Annotated in this window: 15 protein-coding genes and 1 tRNA gene; 7 read left to right on the forward strand and 9 right to left on the reverse strand. The window is 56.8% G+C overall.

Going from position 1 to position 15,508, the window contains the following annotated elements; translation table 11 throughout:
• Positions 1-50: 50 nt before the first annotated feature.
• Positions 51-2,657 carry an adenosylcobalamin-dependent ribonucleoside-diphosphate reductase gene (locus MJA45_RS18910; protein ID WP_315603459.1) on the reverse strand — a complete coding sequence of 869 codons (2,607 nt, stop codon included), beginning with the start codon at positions 2,655-2,657 and terminating at the stop codon, positions 51-53.
• A 355-nt stretch (positions 2,658-3,012) separates the two neighbouring features.
• On the opposite strand from MJA45_RS18910, the gene dat reads away from it, so the two are divergent.
• On the forward strand, positions 3,013-3,864 hold the full coding sequence (dat, locus tag MJA45_RS18915) for a D-amino-acid transaminase (protein ID WP_315603460.1): 852 nt from the start codon (positions 3,013-3,015) through the stop codon (positions 3,862-3,864).
• A 210-nt stretch (positions 3,865-4,074) separates the two neighbouring features.
• Here the strand turns inward: dat and MJA45_RS18920 are convergent, their stop codons facing one another.
• Positions 4,075-4,917, reverse strand: coding sequence for a lipoate--protein ligase family protein (locus MJA45_RS18920; protein ID WP_315603461.1), 843 nt, complete (start codon positions 4,915-4,917; stop codon positions 4,075-4,077).
• Between the two features lie 225 nt (positions 4,918-5,142).
• On the opposite strand from MJA45_RS18920, the gene MJA45_RS18925 reads away from it, so the two are divergent.
• The 3 genes from MJA45_RS18925 (at position 5,143) to MJA45_RS18935 (ending at position 9,561) form a co-directional block, all read left to right on the forward strand.
• Complete coding sequence (locus MJA45_RS18925; protein ID WP_315603462.1) at positions 5,143-6,933, forward strand: DEAD/DEAH box helicase; 1,791 nt, start codon at positions 5,143-5,145, stop codon at positions 6,931-6,933.
• Entirely contained in the window at positions 6,930-8,036 is a 1,107-nt protein-coding gene (locus tag MJA45_RS18930) for a YqhG family protein (protein WP_315603463.1), read from the forward strand. The genes MJA45_RS18925 and MJA45_RS18930 overlap by 4 nt, the downstream gene beginning before the upstream one ends.
• Before the next feature lie 118 nt (positions 8,037-8,154).
• On the forward strand, positions 8,155-9,561 hold the full coding sequence (locus MJA45_RS18935; protein WP_315603464.1) for a hypothetical protein: 1,407 nt from the start codon (positions 8,155-8,157) through the stop codon (positions 9,559-9,561).
• A gap of 69 nt (positions 9,562-9,630) precedes the next feature.
• Here MJA45_RS18935 and MJA45_RS18940 read toward each other — a convergent pair whose 3' ends face one another.
• The 3 genes from MJA45_RS18940 to MJA45_RS18950 all read right to left on the reverse strand — a co-directional run bounded on the left by MJA45_RS18940 (position 9,631) and on the right by MJA45_RS18950 (position 11,910).
• The gene (locus tag MJA45_RS18940) at positions 9,631-9,840 is read right to left on the reverse strand and encodes a YqzE family protein (protein WP_315603465.1); all 210 of its coding nucleotides are present in this window, start codon (positions 9,838-9,840) and stop codon (positions 9,631-9,633) included.
• A gap of 195 nt (positions 9,841-10,035) precedes the next feature.
• Positions 10,036-11,748 (reverse strand): arginine--tRNA ligase, encoded by a 1,713-nt coding sequence (gene argS, locus MJA45_RS18945; RefSeq protein ID WP_315603466.1) that lies wholly within the window; start codon positions 11,746-11,748, stop codon positions 10,036-10,038.
• Between the two features lie 74 nt (positions 11,749-11,822).
• Positions 11,823-11,910: transfer RNA gene (locus tag MJA45_RS18950), tRNA-Leu, on the reverse strand.
• Between the two features lie 210 nt (positions 11,911-12,120).
• Here MJA45_RS18950 and MJA45_RS18955 point away from each other — a divergent pair.
• The gene (locus MJA45_RS18955; protein ID WP_315603467.1) at positions 12,121-12,504 is read left to right on the forward strand and encodes a YhjD family protein; all 384 of its coding nucleotides are present in this window, start codon (positions 12,121-12,123) and stop codon (positions 12,502-12,504) included.
• 135 nt (positions 12,505-12,639) lie between these two features.
• Entirely contained in the window at positions 12,640-12,894 is a 255-nt protein-coding gene (locus MJA45_RS18960; RefSeq protein WP_315603468.1) for a hypothetical protein, read from the forward strand.
• A gap of 39 nt (positions 12,895-12,933) precedes the next feature.
• Here MJA45_RS18960 and MJA45_RS18965 read toward each other — a convergent pair whose 3' ends face one another.
• A complete protein-coding gene (locus MJA45_RS18965) occupies positions 12,934-13,677 on the reverse strand; it encodes an adenosylcobinamide amidohydrolase (protein ID WP_315603469.1) in 744 nt (247 codons plus the stop codon).
• The gene (locus MJA45_RS18970; protein WP_315603470.1) at positions 13,659-13,859 is read right to left on the reverse strand and encodes a hypothetical protein; all 201 of its coding nucleotides are present in this window, start codon (positions 13,857-13,859) and stop codon (positions 13,659-13,661) included. The genes MJA45_RS18965 and MJA45_RS18970 overlap by 19 nt, the downstream gene beginning before the upstream one ends.
• A gap of 104 nt (positions 13,860-13,963) precedes the next feature.
• Between MJA45_RS18970 and MJA45_RS18975 the strand changes: the two genes are divergently transcribed.
• Positions 13,964-14,287 carry a hypothetical protein gene (locus MJA45_RS18975; protein ID WP_315603471.1) on the forward strand — a complete coding sequence of 108 codons (324 nt, stop codon included), beginning with the start codon at positions 13,964-13,966 and terminating at the stop codon, positions 14,285-14,287.
• Positions 14,288-14,362: 75 nt separating this feature from the next.
• Here MJA45_RS18975 and MJA45_RS18980 read toward each other — a convergent pair whose 3' ends face one another.
• Together MJA45_RS18980 and MJA45_RS18985 are read right to left on the reverse strand one after the other, a co-directional pair.
• Positions 14,363-14,689, reverse strand: a complete 327-nt coding sequence (locus MJA45_RS18980) for a hypothetical protein (protein ID WP_315603472.1) — start codon at positions 14,687-14,689, stop codon at positions 14,363-14,365.
• A gap of 70 nt (positions 14,690-14,759) precedes the next feature.
• The gene (locus MJA45_RS18985) at positions 14,760-15,332 is read right to left on the reverse strand and encodes a xanthine phosphoribosyltransferase (RefSeq protein ID WP_315603473.1); all 573 of its coding nucleotides are present in this window, start codon (positions 15,330-15,332) and stop codon (positions 14,760-14,762) included.
• Positions 15,333-15,508: the final 176 nt, after the last annotated feature.

Consider the following 15,508-nt stretch of genomic DNA (forward strand, 5'->3'; position numbering starts at 1 on the left):
AAATATGACACCACACAAGCAAAAAAAGACCCCCTAAGGGGTCTTTTTCATTAGCTGCAGCGGCTGTATCCGCAGTTTGCACAGTTTTTGCAGCCTTCGGAGTTGATCAGCGAGATCGAGCCGCAGGAAGGGCAGATATCCTTGCTTCCCGTATCCGCTGCCCCGTGGCCTTGGTGACCTGCGGCAGGAGCCGGTGCAGCCGGTTCGGTTATCTTCACGCTCAGCTCCGGAAGCGCTGTGGCTTGCGTATCGCCGGCGGCGGTAGCTTCGATGTGCGTCTCGAGTGCTTTGGCTACGGCATCCGCAATGGATTCCACCCGGTTGACGCCGAAGCCGATCGCACCGGAGCCGCCGATGCCTTTCAGGTGCTTGATCAGCAGGTTCACCTTGTTGCCGTGGTCTCCGTAGCGGAGGAACAAGGAGCAGACGCGGCCCAGTGCTTCGGACATAGCGAAGACGTCGGAGCCGGCTTTGCCCACATTAAGGAAGATTTCGCCCGGCGTGCCGTTCAGGTCGTTGATCGTAATGTACGCCATGCCGAACGGAGTATTCACTTTATAAGTGGCGCCGCGCAGAACCTGCGGACGGCTCTTGTATTCTTTGTCGAAGACCTGCTTCGTCGATGCGTCCACGTTTACCGGCAGGCTCTCAGTTAGGCTGTTGATCGCGGCATCGTCGCTTTCGGACGAAGCGGCAGGAGCGGCGGCTTCCGTCTTCTTCTCTTCCTTCTTCTCGGTGGAGAGAACCTGGACGTCGCGGCTGCCGTCACGGTAGATCGTGACCCCTTTGCAGCCGAGGTCGAAGGCCAGCTCATAGAGACGCTCGGTCTCTTCTACCGTGAAGTCGGCCGGGCAGTTGGCCGTCTTCGAGATGGAGCTGTCGACCCATCTTTGGATAGCGGCCTGCACGCGGATGTGATTCTCCGCCGACAAATCCATGGAGGTGACGAAGTGAGCCGGAAGCTCTTCACCCGGATGCTGGTCCATCCATTCCTTTGCGATCGGCACATACTGCTTGTCGAAGCCGAGACGGCTTTGACGGAAGTATTCAAACGCGAAGTAAGGCTCGATCCCCGTCGACGTTCCGACCATCGTTCCGGTGCTTCCCGTAGGCGCCTGGGTGATGACCGTCACGTTGCGCATGCCCTTCTTCTGAACGGCGGCGCCGACTTCGGGGTACACGCTGACCATGTTCTTCATGAAGCCGGACTGCAGGAATTTATCGGCGATGAAGTGCTCGAACGAGCCCTTCTCTTCGGCGATCTCTGCCGAAGCCAGGTAGGCTTCCTTCGCCATGAACCCGTACAGCTTATCCAGGAAGTCCAGCGATTCCGGGCTGCCGTAACGGACCTCGAGCTTGATCATCAGCTCGGCAAGACCCATCGTTCCGAGGCCGATCCGGCGCTCTCCCTGCTGGTTGATGCGGTTTTCTTCGAAGTGGTAAGGCGTTTTATCGATCACGTTGTCCAGGAAGCGGGTCGAGTAGCGAACCGCACGTCCCAGCTCCTCCCAGGCCACATCGTGGTTTTCTTCGTCATAGAATCTCGATAGGTTGACCGCCGACAGGTTGCAGACGCCCCAAGCCGGAAGTCCCTGCTCTCCGCACGGATTAGTGCAGATGATCGGGTTGAAGTACCAGGAGTTCGACATCTGGTTGTAGTATTCCATGAACACGACGCCCGGCTCGGCCGATTTCCAGGCAGACTCGATAATGGTATGCCAAACCTCGCGGGCCCGAACCGTACGGAACGGAACAACCGCTTTGCCGGCAGCCTTCCACTTCGCGAGGTCTCCGTCCCAGGTAGCGTCATAGGTTTCGTCCTTCGTATCCGGGAAAACAAGCTCCCATTCCAAATCTTCCTTAACGGCCTTCATGAAGTCGTTGCTTACGCAAACGGACAGGTTGGCGTTGGTGATCTGGCCCATGGTCTGCTTAACGGTAATGAAGTCCAGCAGATCCGGGTGCCAGTCGTTGATCATCAGCATGAGCGCGCCGCGGCGGCTTCCGCCCTGCTCGATGAGCCCCGTCGTGTAGCTGAACAGACCGCCCCAGGAAACGGCACCGGAGGAGGACCCGTTCACACCTTTTACCACCGCCCGGCGGGGACGAAGGGAAGACAGGTTGATGCCCACCCCGCCGCCGCGGGACATGATCTCCGTCATCTCGGACAGCGTGGCCATAATGCCGCCGCGGCTGTCATGCGGAGACGGAACGACATAGCAGTTGAAGAGCGTCAGCTCGTCGCTCGCATCGGCTCCTGCGGCAATCCGTCCGCCGGGAACGAGCTTCCAGTCCTCCAGCAGGTAACGGAACTTCTCCGTCCATTCCTTCTGCTTCTCGGGAGTAGCTTCTACGGATGCCATGGCCTTGGCCAAACGGTCCCACAGCTGCTCCGGCGTGCTCTCTTTATTTAAGGTAAGCTTCTCGATCGTCGACTCGAACAGCTCTCCGCTGCGGAGCTTGACCGTTACGTTCTTGCCTTCCCGGCGGACGATCTCTCCTACTTCCTTAGCTGGAAATTTAGGATCATCCTTGGTCAGAACCAGAACCGTATCGCCTACTTTGGTATTGTTGGTATCCGCATCCTTCATGGCATAACGATCCAGGAATATTTTCTCGCTAAGGCCTTCCAGACGTTTCAGTTGTGCAGTTTTCATTGCAAGCACCCTCCTCGGATAATAGGACATCGAATAATCGTACATAATGGCAGCTGATGTATTTTATGTAGGTATCACAATATATTGTGTGCGAAAATCATAATACCACACAACATCTAGTGCTTCGAGCGAAGAAAAGGCGAATTAGCCGAAAAATATCGGATCTTGTCTCTCTTTTCTTGTGTTTTCTCCTCCTTTCTCTCTATTTCATGAAGGCCGTATGGGGCTGAAAATGAGAGATTTTAAGAATTTGTTAACTCTCGGCCGATTTGACAAGCGTACGGCTACATGTCATTTTAAACATAAAAGCCTCTGTTAGAATCAACATATAGGTACATAAGGAGGAAAACACCACATGATCTTGTATAATGACGCCATCTTGGAGCGTAACGAAGTTGCCGTCTCTCCCGAGGACCGGGGGTATTATTTCGGAGACGGCGTGTATGAAGTATTTCGTCTGTACAACGGGCGCCTCTTCGAGCCTGAGGCCCATAAGGAGCGTCTCCTCCGCAGCGCACGCGAAATTCGGCTCTCTTTGCCCTATTCGGCCGATAAATTGACGAGACGTCTGGACGATCTCGTTCAAGCCTCCGGAGTCACCGAAGGCACGCTCTATCTGCAGATCACCCGTGGCTGCGCCCCCCGGGCTCATGGCTTCCCAGCCGAATGCACGCCTGTCCTCATGGCCTACTGCACGGAAGCGGCTCGCCCGGCAGCAGGCATGGAGAGGGGAATCACCGCCGTAACCGTTCCGGATATCCGCTGGCTGAGGTGTGACATCAAGTCCCTGAATCTTCTGCCGAACGTTCTGGCCAAACAGGAAGCCGCGGACCGCGGGGTGAACGAAGTCGTCCTCCATCGGAACGGGACGGTCACGGAGTGCAGCGCCTCCAACCTGATGATCGTGCGCGATGGCGCCATCCGAACCCATCCCGCCAACAACTTGATCCTCCACGGCATTACCCGGAAGGTTGTCTTCCGCCTGGCGCAAGAGCTGGCTCTCCCCGTCGAAGAGGAACCGTTCTCTATCGAAGAGCTTCTCGCAGCAGAGGAAGCGTTCGTCACCGGGACGACCGTCGAGGTTACGCCTGTTATCGAAGTGGACGGACGGCGGATCGGGAACGGACGCCCCGGTCCCGTCACCCGCCTCCTCCAGGAACGCTTCGTTCAAGAAATCGCCCGTCAAACCGGCCGGCTCCCTAACTAAAAGGCATACGAAAAGGATATCACGCATGAATAGGCTTAGCCTAAACACTCAGGCCTAGCCACTTAAGCCGAAACACCCATGCCTAAACGTTTCAAAGACTAACCCAAGCTAAGCACAGTGTTGCCTCTTCATAACCGGTAATACCTTCCCCCTACCAGCCCCCGCCGGCCTAATGCAGCCGCCCGGGGGCTTAAGCTTGTCCTACGAGAATTATCGCCGCAAATTCCATTCGTCCGACGAATACTTCTCCCGGGCTAACCGTTCCGCCAGCTCCCGCTCATAGGGGGTGAGCTCCTCTTCCTTTAGTTCAATGCCCATCCCGGCGGCTATCCCCTTCACGAAGGCAGCCTCCACTTCCGGAAGCTCCACACGGTCTCTGCCCAAGCTCCGCTTGATGTCATTGATCGCTACCGCTTTCTGAACGAACGAAGCCATCATCCGCTCCCGGAGGGCCTCCGTGCGGAAATTCAGCAGGGAGAAGAGCTCCTGCACATCAAGATCGAGCAAAATCGAGCCGTGCTGCAGCACCACGCCCTTCTGCCTCGTTTGGGCGCTTCCGGCTACTTTGCGTCCTTCCACGACGAGCTCGTACCAAGAAGGCGAATCAAAGCAGGCCGCCGAGCCGGCGGACGCGTATTTGGTCTTCTCCTCTTCGGTAGCCAGATTAACCATCTTGGCATCGAGGTCCAGGTTGCGGAAGCCCTGTAGCAGGCCTTCGCTCAGCACCCGGTAGGCGTCCGTCACCCCGCTTGGCAGCCCCGGGTATTTCTCCGAGACGATAATGCTGTAGGTCAGCTCCCGGTCATGCAGAACGGCCCTTCCTCCCGTCGCCCGTCGGACAAAGCCGATTCCGCGCCGGCGGACCTCCTCCCGATCCACCTCGGAGAACTTTTGAAAATAGCCGATGCTGAGACCCGCCGGCTCCCAGCCGTAGAAACGCACCGTGGGCGGTGCCGCCCCTTCGCTGTGAGCGGTGAGAATCGCTTCGTCTAACGCCATATTGTAGGCCGGGGAAGCCTTCCCCGACCGGATCCATCTCCATTGGGCCGTCATGGTATCCCTTCTTTCTTGAGTCGGATGCGGCAAAGCATGAATCTTAAGTATAGCAACAATCTCTTGCTAGGGAAAGCGATTCGGGTCCAGCGTCTAAGGACGTTCTCCTTGCGGGACGGCGGGTTATGAAATGGCAGCCTTTGGTTCATACTACAAGGATAAACGGCATACCCCTTTCTTCTATTATACTCATCCACCACCCTACACCCGCAGGAGGTCTGCCCCATGCAGCCAACAGATCCTATACTGGTGCGGCCCATTCATGACCGGCTGTCCATTCATTTTGACCGGAGCTGGTTACCGGAATGGAACACCCGCTCGGATAAAAACGGCCCCTGGGACGACTGGACGCTCTACCGCCTCGCGCTCGAAGCCGAGCAGTCCCGTCTGGTCGAAAGCTTCGACGAGCTGCAGTGCCTGCGCCATATTCCCCAGCTCGAACCGATGACCCATCAGATCGAGACGGCGAAGAAGGTGCTTTTCGAGATGCGCGGGCGGGCCATTCTGGCCGATGAGGTCGGACTTGGCAAAACGATCGAGGCGGGGCTGGTGCTGAAGGAATATATGATCCGCGGCTTGATCCGCAAAGTGCTTATTCTCGTTCCGGCCTCCCTGGTCCTCCAGTGGGTGAGGGAGCTCAACCAGAAGTTCGGGATTCCGGCGGCGGCGCAGAAGAAGGAATACATGTGGGCGGGCTGTGACGTGATCGTTGCGTCCATGGATACCGCCAAGCGGGCCCCCCATCGCGATATCGTGATGAACATCGACTACGACATGCTGATTATCGACGAGGCCCATAAGCTGAAGAACAAGAAAACGAGCAACTACCAGTTCGTCAACGAGCTGCGCAAAAAATACTGCCTTCTCCTTACGGCTACACCCGTCCAGAACGACCTCGGAGAGCTCTACAACTTGATCACCCTGCTTAAGCCCGGCCAGCTTGGAGGCCACGGAAGCTTCCAGAGCAACTTCGTAGTGGACAAAAGGGTGCCGAAAAACGAAGGCATCCTCCAGCAGGAGCTGTCGAAGGTGATGGTGCGGAACCGGCGAAGCGACGGAGGGGTGAATTTTACGAAACGGATCGTCAAGAACATCCCCCTCACCCTATCTCCGGAAGAGAAGGCCCTGTATGACGGCGTCACCGACTTCGTGAAGCATAAATACGAGGAGTCCGGACGGAACGTGCAGAGCGTCCTGTCCCTGGTCACGCTTCAGCGGGAAGTATGCTCCAGCCGGGATGCCGTGTTCCTTACGCTCGTCAACCTGTTCAAGAAAACGGCGGAGGATTCCCCCGTCCGGGCGAAGATTTGGGACCTGGTCCAGCTGATCAAGGGCATCCAGGCCAACACGAAAGCGGAGAAGGTAATGGAGCTCGTTCAGGACATCCGGGATAAGGTCATTATCTTTACGGAATACCGCGCCTCCCAGGAATACCTGCTGAAGTTTCTTAAGGATCACGGTATATCGGCCGTCCCTTACCGGGGCGGCATGAACCGAGGCAAGAAGGACTGGATGATGGATCTCTTCCGCAGCCGGGCTCAAGTGCTCGTGGCGACGGAAGCCGGCGGGGAAGGAATCAACCTTCAGTTCTGCCACCACATGATCAACTTCGACCTTCCCTGGAACCCTATGCGGGTGGAGCAGAGGATCGGAAGGGTCCATCGCCTGGGGCAGACGCATGATGTGAAAATCTACAACCTGTCGACCCGGGGAACGATCGAAGAGCATATCCTCTCCCTCCTGCATGAGAAGATTAATATGTTCGAGATGGTGATCGGTGGGTTGGATACGATACTGGAGAAATTCGACAAGAAGAATTCCATCGAATCCTCGCTCATGAGAATGGTGCTGGAATCCGGAAGCGACGCGGAAATTCGAGAGCGGCTGGACAGCTTCGGCGAAACGCTGGCCGAGCTTCGGGAGGAAGCGGACCAGGAGACGGATTCCCCCTCCCTTCTGCATATACTGCCGGAAACGGGAACCGCCTCCGCCGGCACCAAGGGGGCCAGTCAGTGAATACGGAGCAGATCAGCCGTTTTGTGACCGATTACCTGGAAACGATGGGCTGCCGCATCCTGGAGCGGAGTCCCGCGCATCTCACCGTTAAGCTCTCTCCTGAGGCGGATAAGGACTTGACCGGCCGCTCCTATTATTGGAACTTCGTCGAGCGGACCGGAGCCCCTCCTGAGACGATGACCTTTACCTTCGTCTTCGACCAGGAAGCGTACAGCCCTCCGGCTCCTCCCTCGGGAGCGGCCGCCCACGGCAGGCCGGGTTCCGCTCCCGGCGCCCCGTTCGGCAGCCAGCCTGTTTCGGGGGGGACTTTCCTCCCCGCCGGCAGCCAGGGCCAGCACGGAGCCGTCTCCGGCTCCGTTACGGCTCCTTCTGCCCCATCGGGACAGGGGACGTCTCCCGGAGGGCAGGAAAGCATTCTCGGACGCTATTTTGGCATCAGCGGGGTATCCCCGACCGGTCTTGCCGGAAGAATTCCGACCGACAACGTCACCTTCGGAAGCCGCAGGCTCGACCAGATCATCGGGGCGGTTTCCCGAAAGGGCCGCTTCGTCCGTCTGTTTGAAGAGCACGCGGCACCGGCGGCCCCCCGGAGCTCAGGCCTCTCGACGGGATACACCACCTGGCTCGGAATCAATTACAAGGTCGAGCTCGCCTGCGACATGAAACGGGATGAGCTGCATTCCTTGGGCATCCATCTCGGAACCGGGGAAATCGTCGAAGGCTTCCATGACCGGCTCTCCGCCCGGCCGCTTACCCCGCGCCTGCCTTCGAGCATTTTCGTAAAGCCCGCCAGGATGAGCGCCGAGCGTGCCGTGCAGCTCCTGGAGGCTTTTCTGGAGATCAAGCTGGGGCACTACGATCATTCCTGGGCGGATCATGCCCACCGTCGGTTGATGGAGGAGCTCGCGCGGATTGACGCTTACTACACGGAGCTGATCGGCCATTCGGAAGACGAGAAGAAGCCGGAGATCCAGGAGCAGTACGAAGCGAGACGGAGGGAAGCCGAATGGCAGTACCGGCCGCAAATCAACGTATCCGTCATTAACTGCGGGCTGTTTCACTTAAAAGGGGACGGTTTGACGCCAGCCGACGAAACTCGCTAAAAAGCCCTTCCGCTTCCGAAAGCAATTCGCTCCCCTGCCTCCCACAAAGAAACAAACTTTGCCTGTTCTAAAAGCTACAATGGGAGAATAACGTCTTACTTACTAACGAGGTGGATCTATGATCAAAGCGATGACGACGGCTGCCGTCCTTCTCCTGGCCGGCATGAGCCTGCTAAGCGCTCCTTTAGGGACGTCACAAGGAAGCTTGGATCAGCGTGCCGCGGCGGAAGCAGGGACAGCTGCGGAGGTACACCCTTCCAGCCAGCCGATGAACGAAGCGGGTTCCCCATCCCCCGCAGGCTTGCCGGCCGCCGAACAAGCCCGTGAACCAGAGCCCGCCCAAGCGGCCCGGCAAGGAACCATAAAACCCGAGCAACCCTCGTCTTCTGCCGCCGCTCCTGCCGCTTCTCCGTCCCCGGAGGCGGCGAAGACACGTCAAGCAGCTGCTGAGCCGATAATAGCAGACGGCGACTCAGCCCTTTCCAGCGAGACTGCCGGATCCCCGTCCAAAACGCCGGCGACTCCCGCTTCTCCAGGTGACTTGCCGTCGGCGGCCGATTCCGGCACCGGGGCTCCTCCGGCCGGCCCGGGTGCCGAGACCGATGCTTCCGAGCCTGTGCAGGCCCCCGTTCCGGCAGCTCCTGCCGCCTCCGCTGCGAAGAATGGCGGAGCCGCCCCAGCCGTTCCGGTTCCCGGTACGGAGAAGCCTGCCGCCTCCACGAGCCTCCTTCCTCCCGCCCCGGCCGACTTTGACAAGCAGGTGGCGGAATGGATCCGCTCGCTTTCGGCGGAGCCCGGGTTCGAAGCTTGGCTCGGTGCCAAGTGGGAACGGGTTCCCTTGGGCCCCGGAACGCACAGCTGGCTGGTTACCGTCTTAGGCTCCGACGGAGAAGCCGGTTATCTGGTCGTCCATGCGGCGGCGGACGGTTCCCTTGTTCTCGGGGAATACGGGACCGGCGACAAGCCCTTGTTCAGCATGCGAACGCTGTATCAGTCCATGATGCAGCATGCCCTTCTACCTTCTTCCCTTACCTATGAGGAATTCGCAGGGAGCACCCGTTACCGCAAAGAAAGAATGTACCTGCTCGGCCCGGAAAGCTTCTGGAAGGTTACCTCCGGCAGCGAGATCTATTACTTCGACGCCAAATCGGGCGACCGCCTTCTGGACTTGACCAAGCTGAATCCGGGAGCCCGTCAGGCACCGGAAGGAGGACTTGTCCAGTCCTCCCGCCCGGCACAAGTTACCGGCCGGCTGAGCCTGGAAGCCTTCGACCCGTTCCTCCTGGTCCGCTGGGTGAGCGGCCAGCCTCTTGCCGTCACGGATCCGGCTTCCTTGAAGAAGACGCTCACGGCCTCTTCTTCCATGACGTATAACGCGAAGCTTTTCAACAATCAGGCCCTTTATCCCTTTGCCGTCACCGGCTACCAGGAATGGTCGGACGCCACCTTATACGTGGCACTGGACCAGGAAGGCACGCGTTATCTTCCTCTTTCCGTACTCGTCACGCTGGGTAAATTCTATTAGGCTCCTTCGAGAAGCCGCATCGCCCTCATCCTGCTCCATGCTCATAGCCAAAGGAAAGACGCCGGCCCCCTACTCGCGGGACTCCGGCGTCTTTCCTTTGGCTTTCTTGGTATCCGCCCACATGGACAGCGCCATGGGCAGCATTCCGAACCAGCGAACGGTCCAGGGCTCCCGGGCGCGTTTCTCGAGACGGACCTGCTTTCGCTGCTCCTTGGGAGTTTCCATGTATTGAACGACACGCTGAGTAATGTATTTCACCAGTTCATCGCTTTTGGCCATCCGCAGCCTCCTTCTTCCGATTCTTGAACAGGCGGCAATCGTTTCTTCTACCAGCTTGCCCCCTTTTCTCTCCCCTTAACCTCCAAAGCTTGCATTCACCAAGAACGGTTTCCTTTAGATTCGCAGGCAAAAAAAGGACCGCCTCCCCGGCCCTGATGGGACCGGAGGGACAGCCCCTGCCAGCTTGTAGTTTTTTTAGATTTTCTCTGGTGTCTCCAGTCCAATCAGCTTCAGGCCGTTACGCAGCGTGATCTGGACCGCCTTGACGAGAGCGAGACGGGCGCCCCGAAGCGCTTGATCGTCAACGAGTATCGGGCACTCGTGGTAGAACCGGTTGAACGCCTGCGCCACGTCGACCAGATACCGGCTGACGATGGACGGCTCCAGCTTGTCGGCCGCCTGTCCGACTTTCTCGCCGAACAGGTAGAGCTCCCGCGCCACTCCAAGGGCAGCCGAGTCCAGCAGCAAGGAGGCATCGAAGCCTTTCGCGGGGAGCTCTATGCTGTCCGAGCCGTTTGCCTTGCGGAGGACGCTGCAGGCTCTGGCGTGCGTGTATTGCACATAAGGCCCGGTTTCCCCGTCGAAATTAAGAGCTTCCTCCCAGGAGAACACGATGTCCTTGATCCGGTTGCTGCTCAAGTCATTGAATACGATGGCCCCTACCCCAACCTGCCTCGCGACTTCGTCCTTGTTCTCCATAGCGGGGTTCTTCTGTTCGATAATCTCTCTTGTCTTGGCAATGGCCTGGCTCAGCAAATCCTCGAGCTTGACGACATTGCCTTTACGGGTGGAAAGGCTCGCACCTTCCAGGCTGACCTGGCCGAACGGCACGTGAACGAGATCCTTCGCCCATTCGTAGCCCATCAGTTCCATGATTTTGAACAGCTGCTGGAAATGTAGATTCTGAGCGTAGCTCGTCACGTAGATGGCTTTCTCGAAGTTATAGGTCTCTTTCCGGTAGACCGCCGCCGCCGCGTCACGGGTGTGATAAAGCGAGCTTCCGTCCTTCTTGAGCATAAGGGCCGGAGGCATGTTATAGTCGTCCAGCCGCACGAGTTGGGAACCCTGGTCCTCGACGAGCAGGTTTTTGTCCTTGAGTTCCCGGATAACCGGTTCCATTTTGTCAATGTAGAAGCTTTCGCCGGCATAGGAATCGAAGCTTACCCCGAGCAGATCGTAGATTTTGCTGAATTCCTTCAAGCTGATTTCCACGAACCATTTCCATAAACGATGCGCTTCTTCGTCCCCTTTTTCCAGCCGGGTGAACCAGCCGCGTGCCTCGTCCTCCAGCTCGGGAGCGGAATCGGCCTCGTCATGGAATTTGACATACAGGCGGAGAAGCTCCTCGATGCCTTCCTCCTCGACCGCTTTCTCGCTGCCCCATTTCTGATAGGCGACGATGAGCTTGCCGAACTGGGTACCCCAGTCCCCCAGGTGGTTGATCCTTACCACGTCAAAGCCCCGGAAGCGGAGAATGTGGTAAAGGGCGTTCCCGATCATCGTGGAACGAAGATGGCCGATATGAAACGGCTTGGCAATGTTGGGAGACGAGAAATCGATGACGATCGTCTTCCCGCTGCCGTCCGAGGAAGAACCGTAAGAAGCCCCGGATTCCAAAACCTCCGAAATGATATTCTCCGCATAGCGCTTCTTGTCCAGATAAACGTTCAAATAGCCCGAAACGGATTCGACCCTCTCCACCGATTCGTGGGAGACTTTCTCCTTCAGGCTGTCCGCGATGGCTTGGGGGGACTGCCGCAAAGTCTTGCTAAGCTTGAAGCAGGGAAGCGAGAGGTCCCCCATCTCGGGGTTGGGAGGGTATTCGAGAAGGCCGAGTACGGCTTCTTCGTCCAAGCCCTGCAGGTGAGGGGCCAACGCTCCGGCTATCAGCTTTTTGTAGTCGATCATTACGGTCTTCCTTTCGGCTTATAGAGTCAGTATACAACAAAGCACCCCGGTTGGGGTGCTCTAGGTTTATGTAGTGGTGCGGTCGAGAGGACTCGAACCTCCACGGGGGGTTAGCCCACACGGACCTGAACCGTGCGCGTCTGCCAATTCCGCCACGACCGCTTAATGTCCTGAGTTCCATGCCGTTTAGCAAGCACTTCATCAGCGGACAAAAAATAATATACCACGTCCCCTACGGGAATGTCAAACGCCAAAAATAACTTTTTCGGTGGAAGGAATAATTTGGGGGCGGGAGTCATATCATTGCGCTTGCCAAATGTCAATAACTGTTATACAATGGGAATAGAACATACGAACGGAGGTTCGCATACCATGGCCATGAACGCGATTGATCTGCGCAAGCCGCCCCAGCCGACCGAATCCGAAGCCGCTCTCGTCCGCAAGTACGTCCTGCTGCCTGTTCTGCTCACCATGCTTCAGAGGGATATCGATGCCGTTACCCGTTCCGCTCTGAAGGTGAGCCTGCCTTATATCGTCATTATGCAGAGGATGATGGATACGGTCCGGGAAGATCTTTCGCGCGTCCGTTCGGGACTCGGGAAGGCCGGGATCCGGATCTACACCGAGGAAAAGAATGCCAAGGGTATCCAATGCAAGTATGTATGCCGCGGCTACCACGAATCCTTCACGATGTCGCGAGATTCGGTCAAGGCCGAAGTAAGCCTGCTTGCCGGCCAGTATGTGGATGCCCGTTAAACCGGCCAGCCGTTAACGATGGATGGATAGATGGATAGATTCCCGCCTCCCGGGCAACAATTGTTTCGAATCGGCCGGATTGAGTTACATGTTTAGTAAGCACGGCTACGAACTAACCCAGGAGGCGATCTTATTATGGTATACATCGAAAGCAGAGTCATCGACGAACGTCATTTCCTGAACCTCCTCAAGACGGACGATGGCCATGTCATCGGCAAGCTGATCCGCATCCATCCCACAGGGGAATCCGCAGAGGGAGTTCATCAAGCGACCGGAACCTACACCGAATATATCACCTCGGTGTGCAGCTCCTCCGGCGAAGCGGAAATGGAGGTTCATGCGATCCTCGTAAGAATCGGCGCCAAGCCGGGATCTTTCGACGAAGAGTAAGACAAGGAGACGACCCTGTTGTCGTCTCTTTTTTCTTTTTCAGCTGCGAAATCCGGAACCCGCTCTCTCTTCTATATAACGGAGGTAGTGCAGCGCGGAGGCCTTAGTCGCTTCATACACCGTTCGTCCGATTAGGTAGCCGAGCCTTGTGGCAGTTCCCGCGTAGGACAGTTTGCGGCCTCCCCCGGTGGCGGCGATGAGCACCGCATCGGTCGTCGTGCCGGTTGCCCCCTCGCCGCTCTCCAGGCGGATATTCAAGTCTTGAAGGACGGCCGCCTTGGCTTCCGTTGCGGTGATCACCGCATTGACCATGGCCGCCTCGGTCGGCTGGCCGTCCAGCAGCACGATGATGTTAATCGTCCCTGGGAATAAGTTATCCTCCAGCTGGGGTAACCCGGCTCTCGCCTTGTTGCTCAGGCCAACCGTCACCCATGTCCTCACTTCGAGCCTATCCGCCCTGCCTCCTTCTTCCACCTGCAGACTCGCGGAAGCGTAGCCTCCATCTTGGACGCGGGCCGCCGTCAGGAGACCCGCCGTCCGATCCGGCTCGTATCCATTCCGCGTCAGGAAGCATTCCATTTCGGCACCGGGGTCGTCGCACGAGTAGCTTTTGTCTACTTGCCGGTTCACCAGCCCCGTTCGCCAGCCGAAGCCTCCGCCCCATAGGGAAGAATTCAATACATAGAGAGGCTCCGGCGAAGTAACCTCCAGCCAGCTCTCGCCTCCCTTCTCTACAATTCGGCTTCCTATTCCGCAGAGGCCGCTCATCGTTCCTGCTCCCACGGCTTATACGTATACGCTCTGTCGAGCTTAAGCACCCGGCGGTTCTGCTTGCGGATGAGCACGTGCCGGTCATCCCAAGCCAGAACGATTCCTTTTACATCGTTGGCAACGTCTGCGTCCCGGATCACCCGGAGCTTGGTTCCGGCCTGCCGGTACTCGTCTAGCTGATCATCGGTAATCATGGTCCATCCCTCCTTGCTTTCCTACATAGTTTAAGCGATTGCCGGGAAATCTACAAAAAGTTGGACATCGGATTTCCATTCCCTACCCGTAAGGAGAGATCGCTGTGGATAAGCGCACCTATTATGTGGCCGTCGGTCCGGGAGACATTATCGCGGACAAAGGCACCATGGAATACAACTTCGAGATTGAAGCGACGGACGACGAGCTAGATAAGCTGCAGGAGCTGTTCGAGGATACGGATGAAGCGGAAACCCGCAATGCCCATTGGGCGATGCTCCCCTTCAGTGACAAAGGCCATGACGAGCAGAACGACCTGTATGACCACAACCTGAAGGAACTGTACCGGATGCTTTACGAGCTGGGCACCCCCGAAACCAAGGCTCACATCGAGAGCATGAAGATCCTGGACTCGTTTAACGGAACCTGAGCTTTTCATAAAAAAGACCCGGCCGCAAGCGGCTGGGTCTTGTGCATATGCTAAAGGAAACTCCTCGTTAAATGGTCAGCTGACATGTTCCTTGGAATCGTTCGTTTCGTACCAGCAGTCCAATACGGTGCTGGACATGACCCGCTTCGAAATGTATTCGATCTGAGGTTGGGTGAACTGAGGATGCCAATCCACCTCGAGCTCTTGGCACAGCTTTACGATTGTAAGCAGCTCGGACCAGGCGACATAACGCTTATACCAGAAAAACTGGGGATGTTCTATCATATAAGGATACAGATCGTCGAAATCCGTATGCTTGCAGTCCAAGGCGCGCTCGAAATGGGTTTTGGCATCGGCGAGTTTGGTCATTAGGAAATCAACAGGAATATTCTCGGTCCCCATAGGGTGTGCCTCCTCTCTCTAAAGCCTTACCTCAATTATAAGCCAAATTCCTTTTCCAGGGAAGCAGGAATTATTCCTCCAGCTCGATTCGGCCGGGCTGCAGCCGTCCGATCCGGACGAGGGAATCCACCCGGATGCCGAGGTCGCGAATCGTCTGGGCCCCCTGCTGGAAGCTTTTTTCAACAGCGATCCCGAATCCGGCCAACTCGGCCCCCGATCTTTCAATAATGCGAATAATGCCTCTTGCGGCATCCCCGTTCGCAATGATATCATCTATGATCAGCACCCGGTCTTGAGGGGTAAGAAACTGCTTGGACACCATGATGTCGGTGACAATCCCTTTCGTAAACGAGGGCACCCTTTCGCAGTAGGAATCGTTGTCGGTGGTCAGCGTTTTTTTGCGCCGGGCGAACACGAGAGGAACCTTAAGTACATAGGCGGTCGCAAAGGCAACCGAGATACCGGAGGATTCGATTGTGACCACTTTCGTAATGCCTTCATTCTCGAAGCGCTTGGCGAATTCTTTTCCCATTTCCATGATCAGTTCCGGATCCACCTGATGGTTCAGGATGGCATCAAGCTTAAGCACTTCGTTCGAAAGAACAATTCCTTCCTGCAGGATCCGCTGTTTTAACATATCCATCGACCGGATCAACCTCCAAAGCTTTAGTCAAACCAACGGTTTGCTCGGTTCATTGTGTAATATCATAGCAGAGAACGGGGTTAAGGAAAAGATAAGGTAAAAATTCATCAAATGTTGAAACTTTTAGGCGCTCCAAATGGTCTATAATAATACGAGAGGAAACGTTCCCGGGGAAG

The organism is Paenibacillus aurantius, assembly GCF_032268605.1.
In the GTDB taxonomy this organism is placed as follows: Bacteria; Bacillota; Bacilli; order Paenibacillales; family NBRC-103111; genus Paenibacillus_AO; species Paenibacillus_AO aurantius.

Excerpts from the sequence above, each read along its gene's own strand:
- MJA45_RS18925 (WP_315603462.1), top strand. The coding sequence starts at position 5,143 with ATGCAGCCAACAGATCCTATACTGGTGCGGCCCATTCATGACCGGCTG.
- MJA45_RS18985 (WP_315603473.1), bottom strand. The coding sequence starts at position 15,332 with ATGGATATGTTAAAACAGCGGATCCTGCAGGAAGGAATTGTTCTTTCG.
- dat (WP_315603460.1), top strand. The coding sequence starts at position 3,013 with ATGATCTTGTATAATGACGCCATCTTGGAGCGTAACGAAGTTGCCGTC.
- MJA45_RS18935 (WP_315603464.1), top strand. The coding sequence starts at position 8,155 with ATGATCAAAGCGATGACGACGGCTGCCGTCCTTCTCCTGGCCGGCATG.
- MJA45_RS18955 (WP_315603467.1), top strand. The coding sequence starts at position 12,121 with ATGGCCATGAACGCGATTGATCTGCGCAAGCCGCCCCAGCCGACCGAA.
- MJA45_RS18970 (WP_315603470.1), bottom strand. The coding sequence starts at position 13,859 with ATGATTACCGATGATCAGCTAGACGAGTACCGGCAGGCCGGAACCAAG.
- argS (WP_315603466.1), bottom strand. The coding sequence starts at position 11,748 with ATGATCGACTACAAAAAGCTGATAGCCGGAGCGTTGGCCCCTCACCTG.
- MJA45_RS18910 (WP_315603459.1), bottom strand. The coding sequence starts at position 2,657 with ATGAAAACTGCACAACTGAAACGTCTGGAAGGCCTTAGCGAGAAAATA.
- MJA45_RS18920 (WP_315603461.1), bottom strand. The coding sequence starts at position 4,917 with ATGACGGCCCAATGGAGATGGATCCGGTCGGGGAAGGCTTCCCCGGCC.
- MJA45_RS18940 (WP_315603465.1), bottom strand. The coding sequence starts at position 9,840 with ATGGCCAAAAGCGATGAACTGGTGAAATACATTACTCAGCGTGTCGTT.
- MJA45_RS18980 (WP_315603472.1), bottom strand. The coding sequence starts at position 14,689 with ATGGGGACCGAGAATATTCCTGTTGATTTCCTAATGACCAAACTCGCC.
- MJA45_RS18960 (WP_315603468.1), top strand. The coding sequence starts at position 12,640 with ATGGTATACATCGAAAGCAGAGTCATCGACGAACGTCATTTCCTGAAC.